Source organism: Pseudomonas sp. PA-5-4B (assembly GCF_021606215.1).
In the GTDB taxonomy this organism is placed as follows: Bacteria; Pseudomonadota; Gammaproteobacteria; order Pseudomonadales; family Pseudomonadaceae; genus Aquipseudomonas; species Aquipseudomonas edaphica.
Map to the genome: position 1 here is coordinate 1 of NZ_WKDB01000052.1, position 18,002 is coordinate 18,002.

General features: G+C 62.8%; 9 protein-coding genes and 1 pseudogene. 4 read left to right on the forward strand and 6 right to left on the reverse strand.

Translation table 11 applies throughout. The features are described 5' to 3' along the window. The 4 genes and pseudogenes from GIW28_RS22245 to GIW28_RS22260 all read right to left on the reverse strand — a co-directional run. Positions 1-744 (reverse strand): hypothetical protein (locus tag GIW28_RS22245; protein ID WP_236490414.1); only part of this gene is annotated, 744 nt, incomplete at its 3' end. A 139-nt stretch (positions 745-883) separates the two neighbouring features. After that, positions 884-1,948, reverse strand: a pseudogene (locus GIW28_RS22250) (lipocalin-like domain-containing protein). Beyond that, positions 1,938-4,400 (reverse strand): ABC transporter permease, encoded by a 2,463-nt coding sequence (locus GIW28_RS22255; protein WP_236447725.1) that lies wholly within the window; start codon positions 4,398-4,400, stop codon positions 1,938-1,940. Before GIW28_RS22255 ends, GIW28_RS22250 begins: the two are co-directional and overlap by 11 nt. 1 nt (position 4,401) lies before the next feature. Next, positions 4,402-5,058: an ABC transporter ATP-binding protein gene (locus GIW28_RS22260; RefSeq protein ID WP_017139562.1), complete on the reverse strand. Its 657-nt coding sequence runs from the start codon at positions 5,056-5,058 to the stop codon at positions 4,402-4,404. Positions 5,059-5,333: 275 nt separating this feature from the next. On the opposite strand from GIW28_RS22260, the gene GIW28_RS22265 reads away from it, so the two are divergent. From GIW28_RS22265 to GIW28_RS22275, 3 genes are all read left to right on the forward strand, one after another. Next, on the forward strand, positions 5,334-6,008 hold the full coding sequence (locus tag GIW28_RS22265) for a histidine phosphatase family protein (protein WP_026013879.1): 675 nt from the start codon (positions 5,334-5,336) through the stop codon (positions 6,006-6,008). Positions 6,009-6,195: 187 nt separating this feature from the next. Next, complete coding sequence (gene arnT / locus GIW28_RS22270) at positions 6,196-7,854, forward strand: lipid IV(A) 4-amino-4-deoxy-L-arabinosyltransferase (RefSeq protein ID WP_236447724.1); 1,659 nt, start codon at positions 6,196-6,198, stop codon at positions 7,852-7,854. A gap of 26 nt (positions 7,855-7,880) precedes the next feature. After that, a complete protein-coding gene (locus tag GIW28_RS22275; RefSeq protein ID WP_177034829.1) occupies positions 7,881-9,398 on the forward strand; it encodes an ArnT family glycosyltransferase in 1,518 nt (505 codons plus the stop codon). Positions 9,399-9,432: 34 nt separating this feature from the next. Here the strand turns inward: GIW28_RS22275 and GIW28_RS22280 are convergent, their stop codons facing one another. Beyond that, positions 9,433-10,278: a hypothetical protein gene (locus GIW28_RS22280; RefSeq protein WP_143521906.1), complete on the reverse strand. Its 846-nt coding sequence runs from the start codon at positions 10,276-10,278 to the stop codon at positions 9,433-9,435. A gap of 633 nt (positions 10,279-10,911) precedes the next feature. On the opposite strand from GIW28_RS22280, the gene GIW28_RS22285 reads away from it, so the two are divergent. Continuing rightward, complete coding sequence (locus GIW28_RS22285) at positions 10,912-11,217, forward strand: DUF6124 family protein (RefSeq protein ID WP_099549967.1); 306 nt, start codon at positions 10,912-10,914, stop codon at positions 11,215-11,217. 149 nt (positions 11,218-11,366) lie between these two features. On the opposite strand, the gene GIW28_RS22290 is transcribed toward GIW28_RS22285, so the two are convergent. After that, a complete protein-coding gene (locus GIW28_RS22290) occupies positions 11,367-17,624 on the reverse strand; it encodes a non-ribosomal peptide synthetase (protein WP_236459092.1) in 6,258 nt (2,085 codons plus the stop codon). Positions 17,625-18,002 lie beyond the last annotated feature (378 nt).

An 18,002-nucleotide genomic window follows, 5' to 3' on the forward strand; every position in this document is an offset into this window, starting at 1 on the left:
TCCCGTTTCCACATTCCTCGCCCTTCTACATTGCGCCTCCCTTCCCATCCCGCACGCCTCCTTGATCTCTAATCCTGCTGCTCCCACATCCAATGCCAACCCCACATAAGTGCCCTTCCCCAACCACTTCGACACCTGCGCCACGTCCCCGACCCGCTGCGCATACCCCGCAATCTCACCCTTATGCAGAAAGCTTTTGGTCGATATCCCTAGCACCTTCTTCAACGACTGTTTGCCCCGCAACCCCGTGCCAAACCGCGCCGCGCCTTGCAGTTGCGCGTCCAACTGCCGAAACAGCCCTTGGCGCTGACGAGCAAATTCTCCCCGCTCCAACCCACCGCCCTTCAACCGCTGATGCAAGCGCTCAATCGCTTCCAGGGTCTGCGCCACCTCATCCAGATGCCGTGCCCACGCCGACGTGGCGCTGCCGATACCAATCGACCCGTTCGCCAGCAAGCTCTGCAGCAAATCGTAGTTATTGAATACCGCTGAACCGGCCGATGGCTCCAGCCCCCAGCGAATCTGCTCGCCATAACGCATCAACCAAGCTTCTTCACTGCGACAGCTGAAGCTGAAGTCGTCAGGGATAATTACCAGTTGCCCCGGTGTTACCAGGCCAGTACGTAAGTGCCGGTTCAACACGTCAAAGTGATCAGAACGCTGACGATTTGGCGCCCCGCCCATCGCCCTGGATTTCAAACTGCCGTAGTCCGTTGTGCGGTCATTGATGAACCCCTGCGCCATGCCTTCCATCCCGGATGCAATGAAGATGGCGTCGGAATATAGGCAAGCACAGGCGGCCCGCACACAAGGGCGGGCGCGGGAAATCACATTTAGGAAGTTGCCTACTCGGCAGAGAAAAATCGCCTACAAAAACCCGCGATTAATACCCGGTCATCTCCAGATACCCCACACCACCGTCAAACTGCACCGGCCCTTCCCAGTACGGGATACTCAGGTTCATCCATGCCTTCGGGTTGACGGCCTGGGGCGTGATATCCAGTTGCTTGCCGGGAATTTTCAGTGACCAGCGCGTAGGAACAGTGCGCCCGTCAACCTAGGTGGTGGCCAGCGGTGTGAGTTGAATATCGGCGTTATGCAGGGTCTGGGTGTGCCCTTGCTGGTCGATCCAGGTGCCGGTCAGGTAACCCGCGCCGTCTTTTTGCCGCACGCGAAACAGCATCAATTGCTCGCCACGGTCCAGGTGCAGGGAGAACCAGTCCCAGCCGGTCTGGCTCGCGGCCAGGGGCTGGCTGCTCCATTCGCGGTCGAGCCAGGCCGGGCCGCTGACCTGGTAGGTGGTGCCGTCGAGCGTGACATTGCCTGCTGCGGTAAAAAACGGCTGGCTGTAGTAGTAGGACGCCTGGCCTTGATCGGATTTGCGGCTGTAGCCGTTATCACCTTGCAGCACCAGCGGGCGGCTGGAAGTCAGGTGCAAGTCGTAGGCAAACTGTGGGCCTGTGGCCTTGAGTTGCATATCGGCCAAGGCGCTGGCGGCATCGGGCCGGGTGGCAAAACTCCAATCGTCGAGCCAGGCAGTGAATGGCGCTGCCTGGGCGCCGGCCTGGCCAACACCGCCACGGGCGTAGCGCTCGGCGGCGTAATGCCGGGTGGCGGAGGTGACGGCGGCGTGGCCCAGCCAGATCGTCGAGTCACGCCAGCCCGCATGTACCGGCCCGGCCTTGAGCGCGTTGCGAAACAACGTCCATTGCACGCCGAACACATGGCCTTGGGCATCCTTGAGGTTGGCGGTGACGTACCACCATTCGATGCGAAAGCCGGGGTGCGGGCCGTGGTCTTCGGGAAAGCTGAAGACCTTGCCAGGCACCACCTGGGCGAAATCCGCCGCTTCACTGCCAAGGCCGGCGAAGCTTTCCTGCGGCGCGGGGGCTTTGTCGCAGGCGGTCAATAGCAACACGGCGGCCCAGCACCAGGGGTTAATCTTCATGGGCAAAGGTCCTCAGCAAATCCGCCGGGCGGCTGCGGTACAACTGCCACAGCGGCCAGGCCGAGGCCAGCAGCGTGGCAAGCATCGCCAGCCCCAGCAATTGCGCCAGCTGCCACGGGAACACTTGCAATGGCAGGCGCCAGCCGAACGCCTGCACATTGATCACCGCGTCCAGGCACCAGGCCAGCAGCAGGCCCAAGGGTAAGGCCAACACCAGCGTCAACACCGCCAGCAGCCAGGTTTGGCCGAGGTTGAGCAGCATCAGTTGCCGGCGCGTCACGCCCAGCGCCCACAGCGGTGCGAGTTGGCCAAGGCGGCTTTGGCTCTGGGTCAGCAGGCTGATAAACAGCGCCACACCGGCGACACCCAGGGTCAGGCTGTTGAGTGCCGCGGTGGCGGCGAAGGTGCGTTCGAACACCTGGCTCGACCAGCCTTTGAGCTGCTGCTGATCGACGATGCGGCTGTCCTCCAGGGCAAAGGCGCGCCGCACCTCCTGCACCAGCGCCGGCACATTGCCGGGCAGTACGCGCAGGTTGAAGCGCGCCGGTGCCAGGCCCGGCCAGTGCGCCAGCAGGTGTTGCGAATTGACCAGCAGATGGCCCTTGGGGTTGCCGTAGTCGGCGTAAACCCCCACCACTTTTGGCGACCACACGCCTTGCGGCGTGGGGAGCTTGATGGCGTCGCCCAGGCCCACCTTCAAGCGGCGCGCCAATTGCTCGCTGAGCATCACGCTATCGCCCTCCAACAGTTGATCCCACGGTGCGCTGACGGCTTGCAGCAGCGGCCAGTGCTGGCGATAGGTCGGATCGTCGACCACCCCGAACACATCCGCCGGCCAGCCCTGCAATTGCACCGCCACCTGCCAGGTGGGCAGCACCGCCTGCACCAGCGGTTGCCGCGCCAACCAGGTGGAAAGCTGCTCGGCCTGGGCCGGGTTTTGCGGGTTGAGGTACAGCTCGGCGGTAAGGCGTTGTTCCAGCCAGTTATTGAACGTCTGGCGAAACCCCGAAGTCATGGAGCCCGCACCAATGTTCGCCGCCAGGGCCAACAGCAACGCCATCAGCGCCAGGCTCAAGGCCGGCAACTGCTGGCGGCAGTCGGCAAGAAACCACTGGCCCAACACCGAACGGCTACGTCCAAGCACCGCCGTCAACAGGCCATTGAGCACCACCGGCAGGCCGAGCGCCGCGCCCAGCAGCAAGGCTGCCATCAGCACAAACCCGGCGGCGAGGCTGTTACCCCACCACAGCGCCAGCACTGCAATCGCCAACGCAGTAGCCGCCACCCAACCCTGACGTCGCAGCCAGCGCCCGTGTGCCTCATGCCAGGCCTGGGCATTGGCCAGCGCCAGCAAGGGCAAACGCGACGCGCGCCACAGGCTGCTGGCGCCCGCCAGCAGCGCGCCGAGCAGGCTCAAGCCCAAGCCGGCCAGCCACCACCACGGGCTGAGGTTTAATTGGCCCGCCACCTCGGCGCCATACAGCCCGCGCAGGCTGGCGGCCACATCCGGGAGCAACAGGCTGGCCAGCAGGTAACCACTGATCACACCCAACACGCCACCCAGCAACGACAACACGCCCAGCTCAACCGCCAGGCTGACGATCAGCAGGCGCGCGCTGACCCCGCAGGCACGCAAGGTACGCAGCAAGCCACGGCGTTGCTCCAGGGCCAGGCCGATGGCGGCGTGGACAATAAACAGGCCGACTACAAAGGATAAAAAACCCAAGGCATCGAGGTTCAGGTGAAAGCTCTCGGTGAGGCGCGAGAGGTTGTTGTCCTCGCCTTGCTTGAGTTGCAGCGCGGCGGGAGGCGTCGGGTGGGTGGCGGCAAAGGCCTTGTCCACCAGCAGGCGCGATAGACGCCCCGGCATGTCCAATAACGGTTGGGCGAAGCCGATATCGGTCAGCAACAGGCCGGGAGCCATGTCAGGCTGAACCTGCAATGGTGGCAACCGTTGGCCGTTCGCCGTCAACGGTCGCGCACCGGCCTGCAACCCCAAAGCCTGCAAGGTTTGCGCGGCGATCCAGGTTTGCCCAGGCGGGTTGAAAAACCCGAGCATCTGCGCCTGGCTCAAGCGCTGCCCCGCCACCGCACCGCCACCGGGCAAGGAAAACGGCTCGATGCCCATCAATTGCAGGCGCAGATCTTCATGCCCCTTGAGCTGCAGCCGCCCCTGCACCACCGGCGACACCGGCCAGCCGGCGCGGCGCAGTTCGGCAAACAGCGCTTGCGGGAAGCTCGCGCTGTCCGGCGCAGTCAGGCTGGCTTGGGGCTCACCGCCGATCAATTGGCTGGCACGTGCATAGCTGTCGCGCGCCTGGCTGTTAAGGGCTTGCACGCCGGTCAACAACGCGGTGGCCAGCCACAAGCCGGTGAGCACGCTGAAGAACTGCACCGGGTGTCGTCGCCAATGGCTCAACAATGCGCGCAGCGCCCAATAAAATACCCTCATCTCATGCGACCACACGACCACGCCGCAACACCACCTGGCGGTCCAGGCGCGCGGCGATGCGCGGGCTGTGGGTGACCATCAACAGGCTGGTGGGGCTGTCTCGCAGCAGGTCCAGCAGCAATTGCAGCACGTCATCGCTGGTGGCCTCGTCGAGATTGCCGGTGGGTTCATCCGCCAGCAACAAGCCGGGGCGCGAGGCCAACGCACGGCCCACCGCAACCCGCTGCTGTTGGCCGCCGGAGAGTTGTTCGGGATAACGCTTGAGCAAATCGCCCAGGCCCAGGCGCTCAACCAGTTGCGCCTGCCATTGCGGGTCGAAGCGCCCGGCCAGACGTGCCTGGAACGCCAGGTTGTCGTCGACACGCAAACTGCCGATCAGGTTGAACTGCTGGAACACCAGGCCGATTTCGGTACGCCGCCAATGCGCCAGTTGCGCCTCGCTCAGTTGGTCCAGGCGCTGCTCGCCCACCTGAACAGTGCCACTGTCCACACGGTCGAGCCCGGCGACCAGATGCAGCAACGTACTTTTTCCGCTGCCGGACTCGCCCATCAGCGCCAGGCTGCTACGCTCTCCCAGGTACAGGTCGACACCCGCCAGCACCGGCAGTGGACCTTGCGGGGTGGCGTAGCTTTTAACAACACCTTGCACCTGCAACATAAACACGCTCGTTTAAAGGACTGCAAACGAGCATAACGGCTGGTTGACGGCCCCACGCAAATTTTTCACATGGATTTCACCGCTTGCCCACCCTCGCCCCTCTAAATTGCCCGCCATGCGTCGCTAGACGGCAACTTGTTAGTTACCGCCCACGGCAACTTTTAACCGTCGGATGTTCAGCCAAAAGACAGCAGCGCTATGACACGCTCCGCTTCAACTACGGGCATCCGTCAGTGCGTTGCGCCTATTTGAATAAAACACTGAAGACAGTGCCCATGGTGAATGATGTGGTTGACCTTACCCTGACCAAACCGCGCTCACGCCGGGGCTATCTCAAGCGCCTGCGAAAGTGGTGGGCGGGCCTTGCCGTTATCGGCTTGCTGCTCGCCGGTTTCCTGGTGTGGCCGTTCTCGCCGCGCGACCTGAGCGTCGGCAATCGCCTGCTGACCTCGCAAGTGCTGCCGGCCTGGCGTAATGGCGACCTGATCGTGCTGGTGCGTCACGAAGAGCGCTGCGACCGCTCGCCCAATGCCTGCTTCGGCGCACCTGAAGGCCTGACGACCGTCGGCACCCAACGCGCTGAAGAAGTGGGCAAGGCCTTCAAACTACTGGGCCTGGAAAACAGCGACATCGTTGCCAGCCCGGCCTTGCGCACGGTACAGACCTCGCACTTCATGTTCGGCAAAGCCGAGCTGACCGCTGGGGAAAAGACCATCTGTGGCGAGGACATCGATGAAGAACTGCTCAGCCGCAAACGACCTGGTCGTAACCTCGTTTTTGTCACCCACAGCGGCTGTATTGCCGACTTCGAAAGCGCCCTGGGCTACCCCCATGCGACGTTCTCCGAGTACGGCAGTGCCCTGTTCGTGCGCGTACTGGCCAACGGCAAATTCGAGACGCTTGGCATCATGAAAGGCCCCGCCTGGGCCGCCGTACTTAAAAAGCTATAGACACTTTTTTACCTATAACTTTCTTCATGTTCAGCAAAACGACAGCCCTGTTCTGGCATGTTCAACTGCGCCCGCTACTATTGGACGTCATGAATACTTTCATCGACTTAGTGAACTTAGTGATTCTTCCTACAAACTTTTACACATCTGCTTACTTCGCCATTAAACGTCAAGGAGCGACGTTTTCATGACTCGACTGCTTAAACCCTTACCTCTATTGCTATTGGCCTTCGCGGTATTCTATCTACTGCCCATGGGCCTGCACGGTTTGTGGATCCCGGATGAAACCCGCTACGCCCAGATCAGCCAGGAAATGCTCCAGAGCGGCAACTGGGTCGCACCGCACTTCATGGGTGTACGCTATTTCGAAAAACCTGCCGCCGGCTATTGGCTGATCGCCCTCGGGCAGGCGGTGTTCGGCGAAAACCTGTTCGGTGTGCGTGTGGCTTCGGCCTTGACCACCGGCCTGAGCGTGGTGCTGGCCTACCTTATCGCCCGCCGCCTGTGGAACGACCCACGCAAAAGCTTCGCCTGCGCCCTGCTCTACATGAGCTTCGGGCTGGTGGCTGGGCAAGCAGGTTATTCCAACCTCGATCCGCAATTCACCTTCTGGGTCAACCTCAGCCTGGTAGCGCTGTGGTTTGCCCTCGACAGCCGCACGCCGCGTAGCCGCCTGGGTGCCTGGGCAGTGTTGGGCGTGGCCTGCGGCATGGGCTTTATGACCAAGGGCTTTCTGGCCTGGCTGTTGCCCGTGCTGATCGCCGTGCCCTATATCCTCTGGCAGCGCCGCCTGGGCGAATTGTTGCGCTACGGCCCGCTGGCCATTGTGGTCGCCGCGATCATGTGTGTGCCGTGGGCCTTGGCCATTCACTTGCAGGAGCCTGACTACTGGCGTTTCTTCTTCTGGCACGAGCATATCCGTCGCTTCTCTGCCGACAATGCCCAGCATGCGCGGGCCTGGTGGTTCTTCCTGCCGATCATGGTGGTCGCCTGCCTGCCCTGGGCGGCGTTGCTGCCGGCCACACTGATCAAGACCTGGAAAGACAAAGCCCAGCCGGCCATCGTGTTCCTGGCCCTGTGGTTGCTGTTGCCCCTGGCCTTCTTCAGCATGAGCCGCGGCAAATTGCCGACCTACATCATGCCGTGCCTGCTGCCACTGGCCTTGTTGATGGGCCACGCGCTGATCGACTTGATCCAGCAAGGCAAGGCCCGCGCGATCCTGATCAACGGGCTGGTAAACGCCGTGATTGGCCTGGCGGCGATGGTGGCGTTGATCTACCTGCAAATCAGCAACCCGATGTACGGCAACAGCCACGCGGAGATGTTCAGCCTGTCCCTGGCGTTTATCGTATTGCTGGCCTGGATCCTCGCCAACCTGCTGCAAGCGCTGCGCCCGCTGACCCTGTGGGCAATGCCGGCACTGGGCATCGGTTTGCTGGTGGCGTTGCTGCCGGCGGGCATGCCGGAAATGATCACCGATACCGAAATGCCCGACCAGTTCGTGCTTGAGCATCTGGACGAATTGCAACAAACCCATGCTTTGATCAGCAACGAGTTGGGCTCGGCGTCGGCCTTGTCCTGGCGCCTGGGTCGCACGGAAGTGGCGTTTTACGACACCGAAGGCGAGCTGCGTTATGGCCTCAAGTACGCCGACTCGGTGCACCGCAAGGTCGACCTGGACAGCGTGCAGACCTGGCTTGCGCAGGCGCGCCAGCAAGGTTCGGTCGGTGTGCTGATGCGCGTGCGCAGCACCAGCGAACACCGCGAAGAAGGGCAACTGCCACCGGGTGGCAAGCGCTATCGCAAAGGCGCCCTGCTCTTGATTATTTATCCGCAGCTTCCTTAACGTTACGCCTGCCTTGAGAGCCGCCCATGAGTGTCTTCAAAACCGAACGCGGCGCCCTGGTGCTGCTGCTGGGCGTCTCGGCGCTGCTCCTGCTGCTGGGCCTGGGCAGTCGCGACTTGTGGGGGCCGGAAACCCGCTGGGCCAATATTGCGTTGCAGATGCTGCAAAGCGGTGATTACTTCGACCCCTACCTCAAGGGCGCGCCCTACTACGACAAACCCCTGCCCTCCTACTGGCTGATCACCGGCTTCGCCAACCTGATGGGCGGGCTTGGCCCCTGGTCGCTGCGCTTGTCGTCGGTGATTGCGGCGTGGCTGAGCATCTGGCTGGTGTACCTGATCGGCGAACGCCTGTTTCGCAAAGGCACCGGGCTGATTGCCGGTTGGATGCTCGCCACCACCTTCTACTTTCTGTTCTGGGCGCGCGTGGCCACGGCCGATATCCTCACCGTGTGCGGCGTGCTGGCGGCGGTGTGGTGGTATTGGCGCGGGCCGGACGACACGCGGCTGGGGCGCTACACGGTGTTTTTCCTGCTGCTGGCGGCCACCTCGCTGTTCAAAGGCTTGATCGGTTTTGTGCTGCCGGGCCTGGTGCTACTGCCGCACCTGCTCAGCGAGCACCGCTACAAGCGCCACCTCAACCTGCGCCTGCTGCTGGCCATGCTGATTGCAGCGGCGTTTTATGCGATTCCCTTCGTGCTGTCCCACCTCTACGGCGCGCCGACTTACGGCGAGAGTGGCCTTGAACTGGTGTTCAAGGAAAACGTCGTGCGTTTCTTCGACCCGTTCGACCACATGGGGCCGATCTACACCTACCTGATCTACCTGCCTGCCTACACCTTGCCCTGGGCACCATGCTGGTTGCTGGGCCTGTGGCTGGCGCTGCGCAACTGGCGCCACACGCCACCGAACGTGCGCTGGCTGGTGTGGGGTCTGGGCCTGCTGTTTGTGTTCTTCACCGCCAGTGGCAGCCGGCGCAGCTACTACGTGCTGCCGCTGGTGCCTTTTGCCCAGTTGTTGGCGGCCTGGTGGTTGAGTGAACGCCTGGAGCAAAAAACCGCCAGCTGGCCGCGTTGGCAAAAAGGCTTCGGCTTCACTGCAGGCCTGCTGTTGCTGGTGCTCGGAGGGATCTATCCCTGGGTCAACGGCAATGGCGGCGTGACCCGCTTCGCCGACGACGTACAGGCCGAGGCGGTCAAAAGTGCGCCGTGGGCTCACTGGCAGATGGTGATGGTAGAAGTCGACAACAAAGTGCCGATGTACCTGCAAAATGGCGGCAAACCGTTCTACTACGTCAGCGAAACCCAGGACTTCCCGCGCCAGGGCGACAGCGCCGCCTTGATGGCCTGGCTGGAAAAAACCAGCGGCCAGGGCTTCGACCCGCAGCACACCATTATCGTCGCGCAGTATTCCAAGGAAGACCCGACGCCGCTGGCCTACCTGGGCGCGGATCACACGGTGATCACCACGCAGCCGGATAATGGCGAGCGGTTGTTCCAGAAGCGCTCGGGTGGCAGCGTGGCGTTTGTTCCAACGCCACGCTGACGGCATTATCGGCGTCACCCTGCCTGGAACGCCGCTAGCGCTTCTCAAACACGGCATAACCGACATAAGCAAAATCCGACAGCCGCCGCGCTTCAGAACCGGGGTAAGTGAAATGCTCACGTGTCAGGTAAGACGCAGGAAGGTCAGGAACGTCCTCCACCCTTCCGTCTATTTCGCCGTTACTGGCCGTGGAATGGGCGCCGCCTTGCTGATCAATGAATTCAAGGAGGTGTTCAGCATTCGCGGCACTGGCTGCGCGAACATCGGCGGGTAACCGGGGGTCGTTCCAGTCACCGCCTACGAGCACTTTGAAGGCGAGCCGTTCGTTCGCGTCGAGCACGTTATCAAGTGCCTTGAACAAGGGATTCACCGTGATTGCCTGCACCGCGCGTCGGTCACCTGCTGCGCGGCCGTGGGGGGCAGGCTTTGGCCAGACGACCCCACGACCGCCCTCCCCCAGTACGCGGTAGCCTTGCTCGGCGAACTGAGTCAGGCGGTCCACCTCGGACGCAAACCCCTTTATACCCTGCACGTCCAGGCGCCCATCCCCTGGATAACTGCCTTTGACCCGGCGCAGACAGGGGTCGTTGTCGATGTGGTGGATCACCCGCGCCAGGCGATACATGGCGTCGGCGCGCGACACGGGGTCTGGGTTGGCGGCGGTAAAGTCGCCCACCTGTCGCTTCAAGTGGGTGATCAGTCTGGTTTGGCGCTCACGCCTTTGTGGGTTCCAGCCATAGGCTCGCGACATGATGCCCGTGCCCAGCATGGGGTTGTCCTTGTAGATCTGCGTCGCTGAGCGTTGATCATCCGCCGGCCGTGTTTGCCCGCGCGTCGGCAGGCTGCAGGTGTCGGCCTCAGTGAGAGGGGCTGGCAACATCGGCGCGCGCGTCTGTATGAAAGGCTGAAAGTGTCCAAGCGTTGGGGTCATGAGCCAGGTTGTCCATCAAAATCCAACGGCGTCGAAACGCTGACGCCGACGTTTCAGGCGAAACTGCACAATGTGTTGGTGGTGACGGCAAAAAAGGTTCCATCGGAACCTGCGGTTGATGGCGATCGTTCCCACGCGCAGCAAAGGAACGCCTCTTGGGACGCGCTGCGTCTCTCCACCATTGCGCACTTGCGACGCGGAGCGTCGCGGGCTGCATTCCCACGCGGAGCGTGGGAACGATCAAATCGGAACCTGCGGTTGATGGCGTTTGGTCATGGTTTGTAAAGGGCCAGCAAGGCGTGTCCCTTTTAATTGCAGGACGTTTCCTAGACAATCCCTGCCGCCTTGTGCCTGTTGGAATCGATGGCTAGTCTGCGATCCGTCACTGCTCATCAGTGATCGGGTTTAGTCGCCCGCTAACATCACGCGCACGGTCTTCCGCCGATTTTTATGGTGGCTGTGCGTGGGGCGCCTTCGGGTGCGCCGGGTTTCGTGATGACCGGTCGACTAACCTGCGCACAGTCGCCACCCATTCGTTTAGTCGCGACGGGTGTCGACTCCTAATCATCACGGAGTTACACCATGAAAAAAGTCGTCCCCGACCCACCCCGCAACGCCAACAAAGACCGCGCCGCCTTCAATCGCGCCATCGACCATTACCTGCCCTCCAAAGGTGTTCAAATCGAAGACCTGAGCTTCGAAGATGCCCTGCTCTACACCGCCAGCTTGCTCGACAGCGCTTCAGCGACCGCGCTCAATTGCGGTGATCTGCTGGCCAGCCCCCAGCGGGCGAAGATTCTGGCGGTGTGGCATTTGCTTGAGATGGCCAAGACCACGGTGGACCGCTCTATCGAGTGCCTGAACCCGCCAAAACATCGCTCTGAATAAACTCGATTAACCCTGTGGGAGCGGGCTTGCTCGCGAATGCGGTGGGTCAGTCAACTTATCTGTAACTGATGCACCGCATTCGCGAGCAAGCCCGCTCCCACATTTGTCCGCATTTGCCCTTTTGAGATCGGTCCCATGCGTGGGCACGATCAGATCCGGCGGCGGCGGTTGAGTTGGGGGATGGCGGTTTGCGGCACTTCCACGCGCTGTACCTGGGCGGTGGTGCAGGCGGCCAATTGCGCCAACGTCGGCTGGCTGAACAGGGTGCGCGCATCCACTTCCAACCCTGCCTTGCGCATCCGCGCCACCAGGGTCACCGCCAACAATGAATGCCCGCCCAATTCGAAGAAGTGGTCGTGACGCCCTACCCGAGCAAGTTTCAACACGTCGGCCCAGATGCCCGCCATCAGGGTTTCAATCTCACCCACCGGCGGCTCATACGCGCGACTCACAACCGCCTCCAACCCAGGCTCCGGCAAGGCTCTGCGGTCGAGTTTGCCAGCCGGGTTAAGCGGCCATTCATCAAGCTGCACAAAGGCCGCCGGCACCATGTATTCAGGCAACTGTTCCAACACGTACGCACGCAAGGCTTCCAGGCTTGGCGCTTGCCCGCGCAGGGTAAAGTACGCCACCAAACGCTCATCACGAATCAGCACCGCCACGTCCCGCAGCGCCGGGTGCGCGGCCAGGCGCGATTCGATTTCGCCCAGCTCCAGGCGTACGCCCCGCAGCTTGACCTGAAAGTCATTGCGCCCCAGGAACTCAAGGTTGCCATCGGGCAAGTAACGCACCAGATCGCCGGTGCGATACAGCCGATCACCGGGCACAAACGGGCTGTCGATAAAGCGCTCGGCGGTCATCTGTTCCAGGCCCAGATAGCCCCGCGCAACGCCGACGCCGCCGATATGCAGTTGGCCGCTGACGCCCATGGGCACCGGCGTATCATGTTCATCCAGCACATACAGGCGGGTGTTGTTGATCGCCCGACCAATCGGCAGTTGCAGGGCCGGCACGGCGGCGCCGGGTTCCAGGGTCCAGGCGCTGCTGTCCACTGTGGCTTCGGTGGGGCCGTAGACGTTATGCAAGCGCACGTTGGGCAAGCGTGCCTGCACGCCTCGGGCCAGGGCTTCAGTGAGCTCACCGCCGCCGCAGAGCACGTCGGTGAGGCTGGTGCACAGCGCGGATTCTTCCAGTTCCAGAAACTGCTGCAACATCGCCGGCACGAACTTGATCACGCTGATCTGTTGCTCGCGGATCACCTGGGCCAGGTACGCCGGTTCACGGTGCCCATCGGGCCGTGCGAGCACCAGGCGCATGCCATTGGTCAGCGGCCAGAACAGCTCCCACACCGAGCCATCGAAGCTGAACGGCGCACGTTGCAACAAGGCGCCGCCCTGGGCATTCGGGCACAACCGGGAGCCCCAGTGCATCAGGTTGCTTAAGCCCCGATGCTCGATCATCACGCCTTTGGGCGTGCCGGTGGAACCGGAGGTGTACATCACGTAGGCCAGGTTGGCGACGCTCAAACCGGGCACCAACGGGTTGCCGATAGGTGCCTGGTTCCAGGCGCAGCGGTCGAAGTCGATTACCGGCATCGACACCTCGCCGGGCAAGTCACGGGTGGCCGCGTGTACCAGTAACGCCACGGGCTGGCTGTCGCTGAGCATGTAGGCCAGGCGTTCGCGCGGGTAGCCAGGGTCCAGCGGCACATAGGCGCCACCCGCCTTGAGGATCGCCAACAACCCCACCACCAGCTCCAGCCCGCGCTCGACGCACAGGGCCACACGCGAATCCGGCTGGACGCCGCGCTCGCGCAGGTGAAAGGCAAGCTGGTTGGCACGCTCGTTGAGCTCGCGGTAGGTCAACTGCCGTTCGCCGGCCTGCACCGCAATGGCATTGGGAATCTGCCGCGCATGGGCTTCGAACAGGGCTTGGACGGTGAGGGTTTCGGGGTAGTCGGTGTGGGTCGCATTAAAGTCCAGCAACTGCGTTTTCAGTTCGCTGGCCGGCAGCACCTGTACCTCGCGCAGGGGTGTGGTCGGCGCGTGTTCAAGGGCTTCCGCCAGGCCGCACAACACCGTCTCGATATAATCCAGCAAGCGCTCGGCACCGACCTTGCGCGGCGCCTTGGCCGTGAGGCGAAAGCCGCTGGCGACGTCGTCGACCGTCAGCATCAGCGGGTAGCTGAGGATGTCTTCGCTGCTGAGCAGCGCAATGCCCGGCACCAGGTTCAGGTCCCTGTCCGCCGCCGTGTGCCGATAGTTGAGCAGGCTGTTGAACAGCGGCGATGCACCGCTGCAACGCTGGGCCAGGGCCAGCGATGCCTGTTCATGGGCGACCAGCGCGCTCAGTTGCGCATGGGTGTCTGCCAGCGCAGCGACCACGCTTTGCCCGGCCAGGCGCACGCGCAGCGGCAAGGTGTTGATGAACATGCCCAAGGCACGGTCGGCGCCCTCGCCGGCTTGCAAACGGCCGAGCAACACGGTGCCGAATACCACATCATCGCGGCCCGCGACCCGGCTGAGTACCTGGGCCCAGGCCAGGTGAAACAGGCTCGCGGCACTCACCCCAAGCGCTCGCGCCTGGGCGCGCAGGCGCAGGTTGAGGGCGTCTGCCAGGGGCCGTTCGGCCGCTTCGATGTCGGCGCGATTGGCCTGGCGCTCCTGCAAGCCGAACGCCAGGGTCGGCTCGTCAACGTCGGCCAGGCGCTCGCGAAAGAACGCCTCATGGGCCGCCTGGCGCGCTGCCGAGCGGGCCTGCGCGACCACGTTGCGGTAAGGCACCGGTTCCGGCAATTGCGCCTGCTGGCCCAGCAAGTGGGCGCGAATTTCATCCACCAGCACAGTGGTCGAAGTGGCGTCATTGACCAGGTGATGGAAGCGCAACTTGGCGACCCAGCGCTGGTTGTGCGGCTCCTCGGCGTAATCCAGTGCCATCAGCGGCGCCTGGCGCAGATCCAGCGGTGCGTGCTGATCCTGCAGCGGTTCGACGCGCAACTGCGCCTGGCGCCACACCACTTGCATCGGTTGTTCAAGCGCATCCCACACCAGGCTGGTGCGCAGAATATCGTGACGGTTGATCACCTGCTGCAACGCTTGGGCAAACGCCTCCAACTGGTCGCGACGGACAAAACTGAACAGCGCATGTTGCTGGTAGGGGTCGCGCGCGTCCGTGAGGTGGTGGTACAGCAAGCCCTCCTGCAACGGCGCCAGCGGGTAGATTTCCTGCACATTGGCAGCCCCACCGGGGATGCCGGCGACGATACGATCCAGGCTCGGCTGGTCGAGTTCGGCCAGTGCGAGCATGTCCGGCGTGATGTGGCTGCAACCTGGCGCAATACGATTGCCCGGCACCTGTACCTCACTGCCTCCACTGACCGCCGCCAGCGCGGCGAGCGTCGGCTGGCCGAACAACACCTGCACATCGGCATGCAAGCCGGCCTGGCGCATGCGCTGCACCAACTGCACCGCCAACAGCGAATGGCCGCCCAGTTCAAAGAAATGGTCATGGCGCCCCACTTGCTGCACCTGCAATAGTTCAGCCCAGATCTGCGCCAGCAGGGTTTCCGCGCCTTCGTACGGTGCTTCGAACTGGCGCGTGACAAAGGCTTGCTGGGTGGGCGCAGGAAGCGCCTTGCGGTCGAGCTTGCCGTTGGCGGTCAGCGGCATCGCCTCCAACTGCACATAGGCTGCCGGCAGCATGTAATCGGGCAGCGAGGCTTGCAAATGGGCGCGCAACGCTTCGATTTCGACGTTGTGCCGGGCCACAAACCAGGCCAGCAGTTGGCCTTCGCGACACTGCACCACGGCTTCCTGGACCGCCGGATGGCTGGCCAGCGCGGACTCGATTTCCCCCAGTTCGATGCGCACGCCACGGATTTTCACCTGGTCGTCATTGCGGCCCAGGTACTCAAGGTTGCCGTCGGGCAGCCAGCGCACCAGATCACCGGTGCGGTACATCCGGCCCGCGGTGAACGGGTCATCCACAAAGCGCTCGGCGCTCAGTTCAGGCTGGTTCAGGTAACCCCGCGCCACACCCTTGCCGCCGATATACAGCTCCCCCGCCACGCCAATCGGCACCGGGCGCCGCTGTTCATCCAGCACGTACACCGTGGCATTGTCGATCGGCGCGCCGATGTGCAGCGCATGGCCCGCCTCGACGCGCCCGGAGGTGGCGACCACCGTGGCTTCAGTGGGGCCATAGTTGTTGATCACGTCATAGGTTTGTGCGCGGCTGAAGCTGCGCAGGCGGTCGCCGCCGATCAGCAGGGTGCGCAGGGTCGGGTGTTGCAGGCGCTGGCTGAAGGCGTACTCGGCCACCGGCGTCGGCAAAAAGCACACGTCCAACGGCTGCGCACGCCACCAGTTGAGCAGCGCATCAATGTCCTGGGCGTCGTCCTGTGCCGGCGGCAAGTGCAAGGTCGCGCCCACGCACAACGCCGGCCACACTTCCCAGGCCATCGCGTCAAAACCGAAGCCGGCCACGCTGGCCGTCTGGCTGCCCGCGTGCAGGTTGAAGGCGCGGCAGTGCCAGTCCACCAGGTTCGACACGGTGTGGTGCTCAACCATCACGCCTTTGGGCAAACCGGTGGAGCCTGAGGTGTAGATCACATACGCGAGGTTCGACGGCGTGACCGCCACCGGTGGGCTGTCGCTGCGGCCATGCGTCGGCAGGTCCAAACGGATTATCGGCACGTCGAGCATCGGCAGGCGCGCCAGCACGTTGTGCTGGGCCAGCACCGCCACCGGGGAACTGTCGTGCAGCAGGTAGCTCAGGCGCTCGGCCGGGTGAGCCGGGTCCACCGGTACGTAGCAGGCGCCGGCCTTGAGGATCGCCAGCAACCCGGCCACGGTGTCCAGCCCGCGCCGCGCCACAATCGCCACACGGTCATCCGGCTGCACGCCATGTTCGAGCAATTGGTGGGCCAGGGCATTGGCCTGTTGATCGAGCTGGGCGTAGGTCAATTGCCGGTCCTGATGCACCGCCGCAATGGCGTCAGGCGTGCGCGCTGCTTGCGCCTCGATGCGCCGATGCAGGGTTTGCGCGCTGGCAGGCGCTTGTGCGGTGGCATTCCACTGCTGCAACCGGAGCTGTTCGGCCGGCGTCACCAAGGCAAACTCAGCCAGCGTCAACGCGGTATTCGCCAACCCCTGTTCCAGCAGCCAGGTAAAGCGCTGCGCCAACGCCTGCACCTCGTCCTCGCGAAACCACGCCTCGTTATACACGCAGTGCAGGCAAGCAGTGTCCTGGTAACGGTTGCTGCGCAGGTGGAAGGCAATCGGCAGCGGCTCGTGGTAGTTGGATACCTTGACCGCGCGGGCCTGGACCTGGCCGAAGCGCAGGTCGTGATCGTCCTGCTCAAAGGACACCGACAAATCAAACAACTGGCCACGATCGGTACGTCGCAGGCCCAGTTCACGGTTCATCTCGCTCAGGGGAAAACGCTGGTGGCGAAAGTCCTGCTTGAGCTGGTCACGCACACCGCGCACTACCGCGCTGAACGGCAATTGCGCATCGAACTGGAAACGCACTGCACTGACCTGGGTGAACAAGCCCACGGTGGAACGAAAACGTGCGTTGGAACGGTTGAGAATCGGCAGCCCCACCACCCACTCTTCACGCTGGCTGGTGCGGGTGAAATACACGTACAGCGCCGCCAGCAACACATGGAAGGCCGAGGCCTGGTAACGGTTGGCGACTTGCTCCATGCGGTTGAGCAGCGCCACCGGGAACGGCTCCACCCAGGTGTTGCTCGACGCCGGGGCATTGTGGCGCGGCGTCAGCAGCGGCTCGGGCAGCACCTGGTATTTGTCCAGCCAGTAGGCGCGGTCACGGGCGTAACGGGCCGATGCCTGGTAACGCAGGTCCGTGTCGATAAAGTCGATATAGGACGGGGCGTACGGCTCCGGTTGCCGCCCCTGTTCAAGGTCGGTGTACAGCCGGGCCAGGGATTGCAGCACCTGGCCAAAGCCCCAGCCATCGAGAATCAGGTGATGGGCCTGGATGCCGAGGCGGTAGTGGTCGTCATCGAGCTTGACCAGGACAAACCGCAATAACGGTTCACCACTCATCGCATAGGGCCGGGCCATTTGCGCTTGCATCAGCGCCTGGCTCGCGGCCTGCGGGTTGTGCAGCGCGCAGAAGTCGTGCCGTTGTACCTGCACCGTCAGCGCAGCGTCGAAGGTCTGTCGAGGCAAGCCGTCGGTATCGGTGTGCAACTGGGTGCGCAAGGCATCGTGCTTGGCCACCAGCAACTCGACGGCGCGCTGGATCAGTTCCGGCACCAAGGGGCCGGCGAAATCCATATAGCCGCCAATGTTGTACAACGGCGAGTCGCCTGCTCGCAGTTGGTCGAGCCAGATGTCCTGCTGGGCGGCAGTCAGGGGGAAGCTTGGGGAATGCTTCATAAGATCCTTCTCAATAGGAGTCCGGCACGGCCGCACACGGGCCCATTTCGCCAAAATTGCCGGATTTGAGCATGGCGACCCGAAGGTGTCTGTCACCCGAAACCCGGACATTCATATGGATGGAAACGGGCTTGGCTGATGGTTGACTGCTGGAACGATTAAAGCGCTGTAGGAAATTGACTACACATGGCCGCAGTCAGTTTTTCTCAACACGCCCCAATTACTTATTTTTACTATAAATATCAATTGGTTAATCAGCTCTAATTTTTAGCCATGGTTTTTCGTTGGCGGAATTCTCCGTCTGAAACGTCGAATTAATGACGTAGTTTTTATGGCAGCTTGTGTCCCTCGTTTCCGCTACATACGTAGGACAAATCG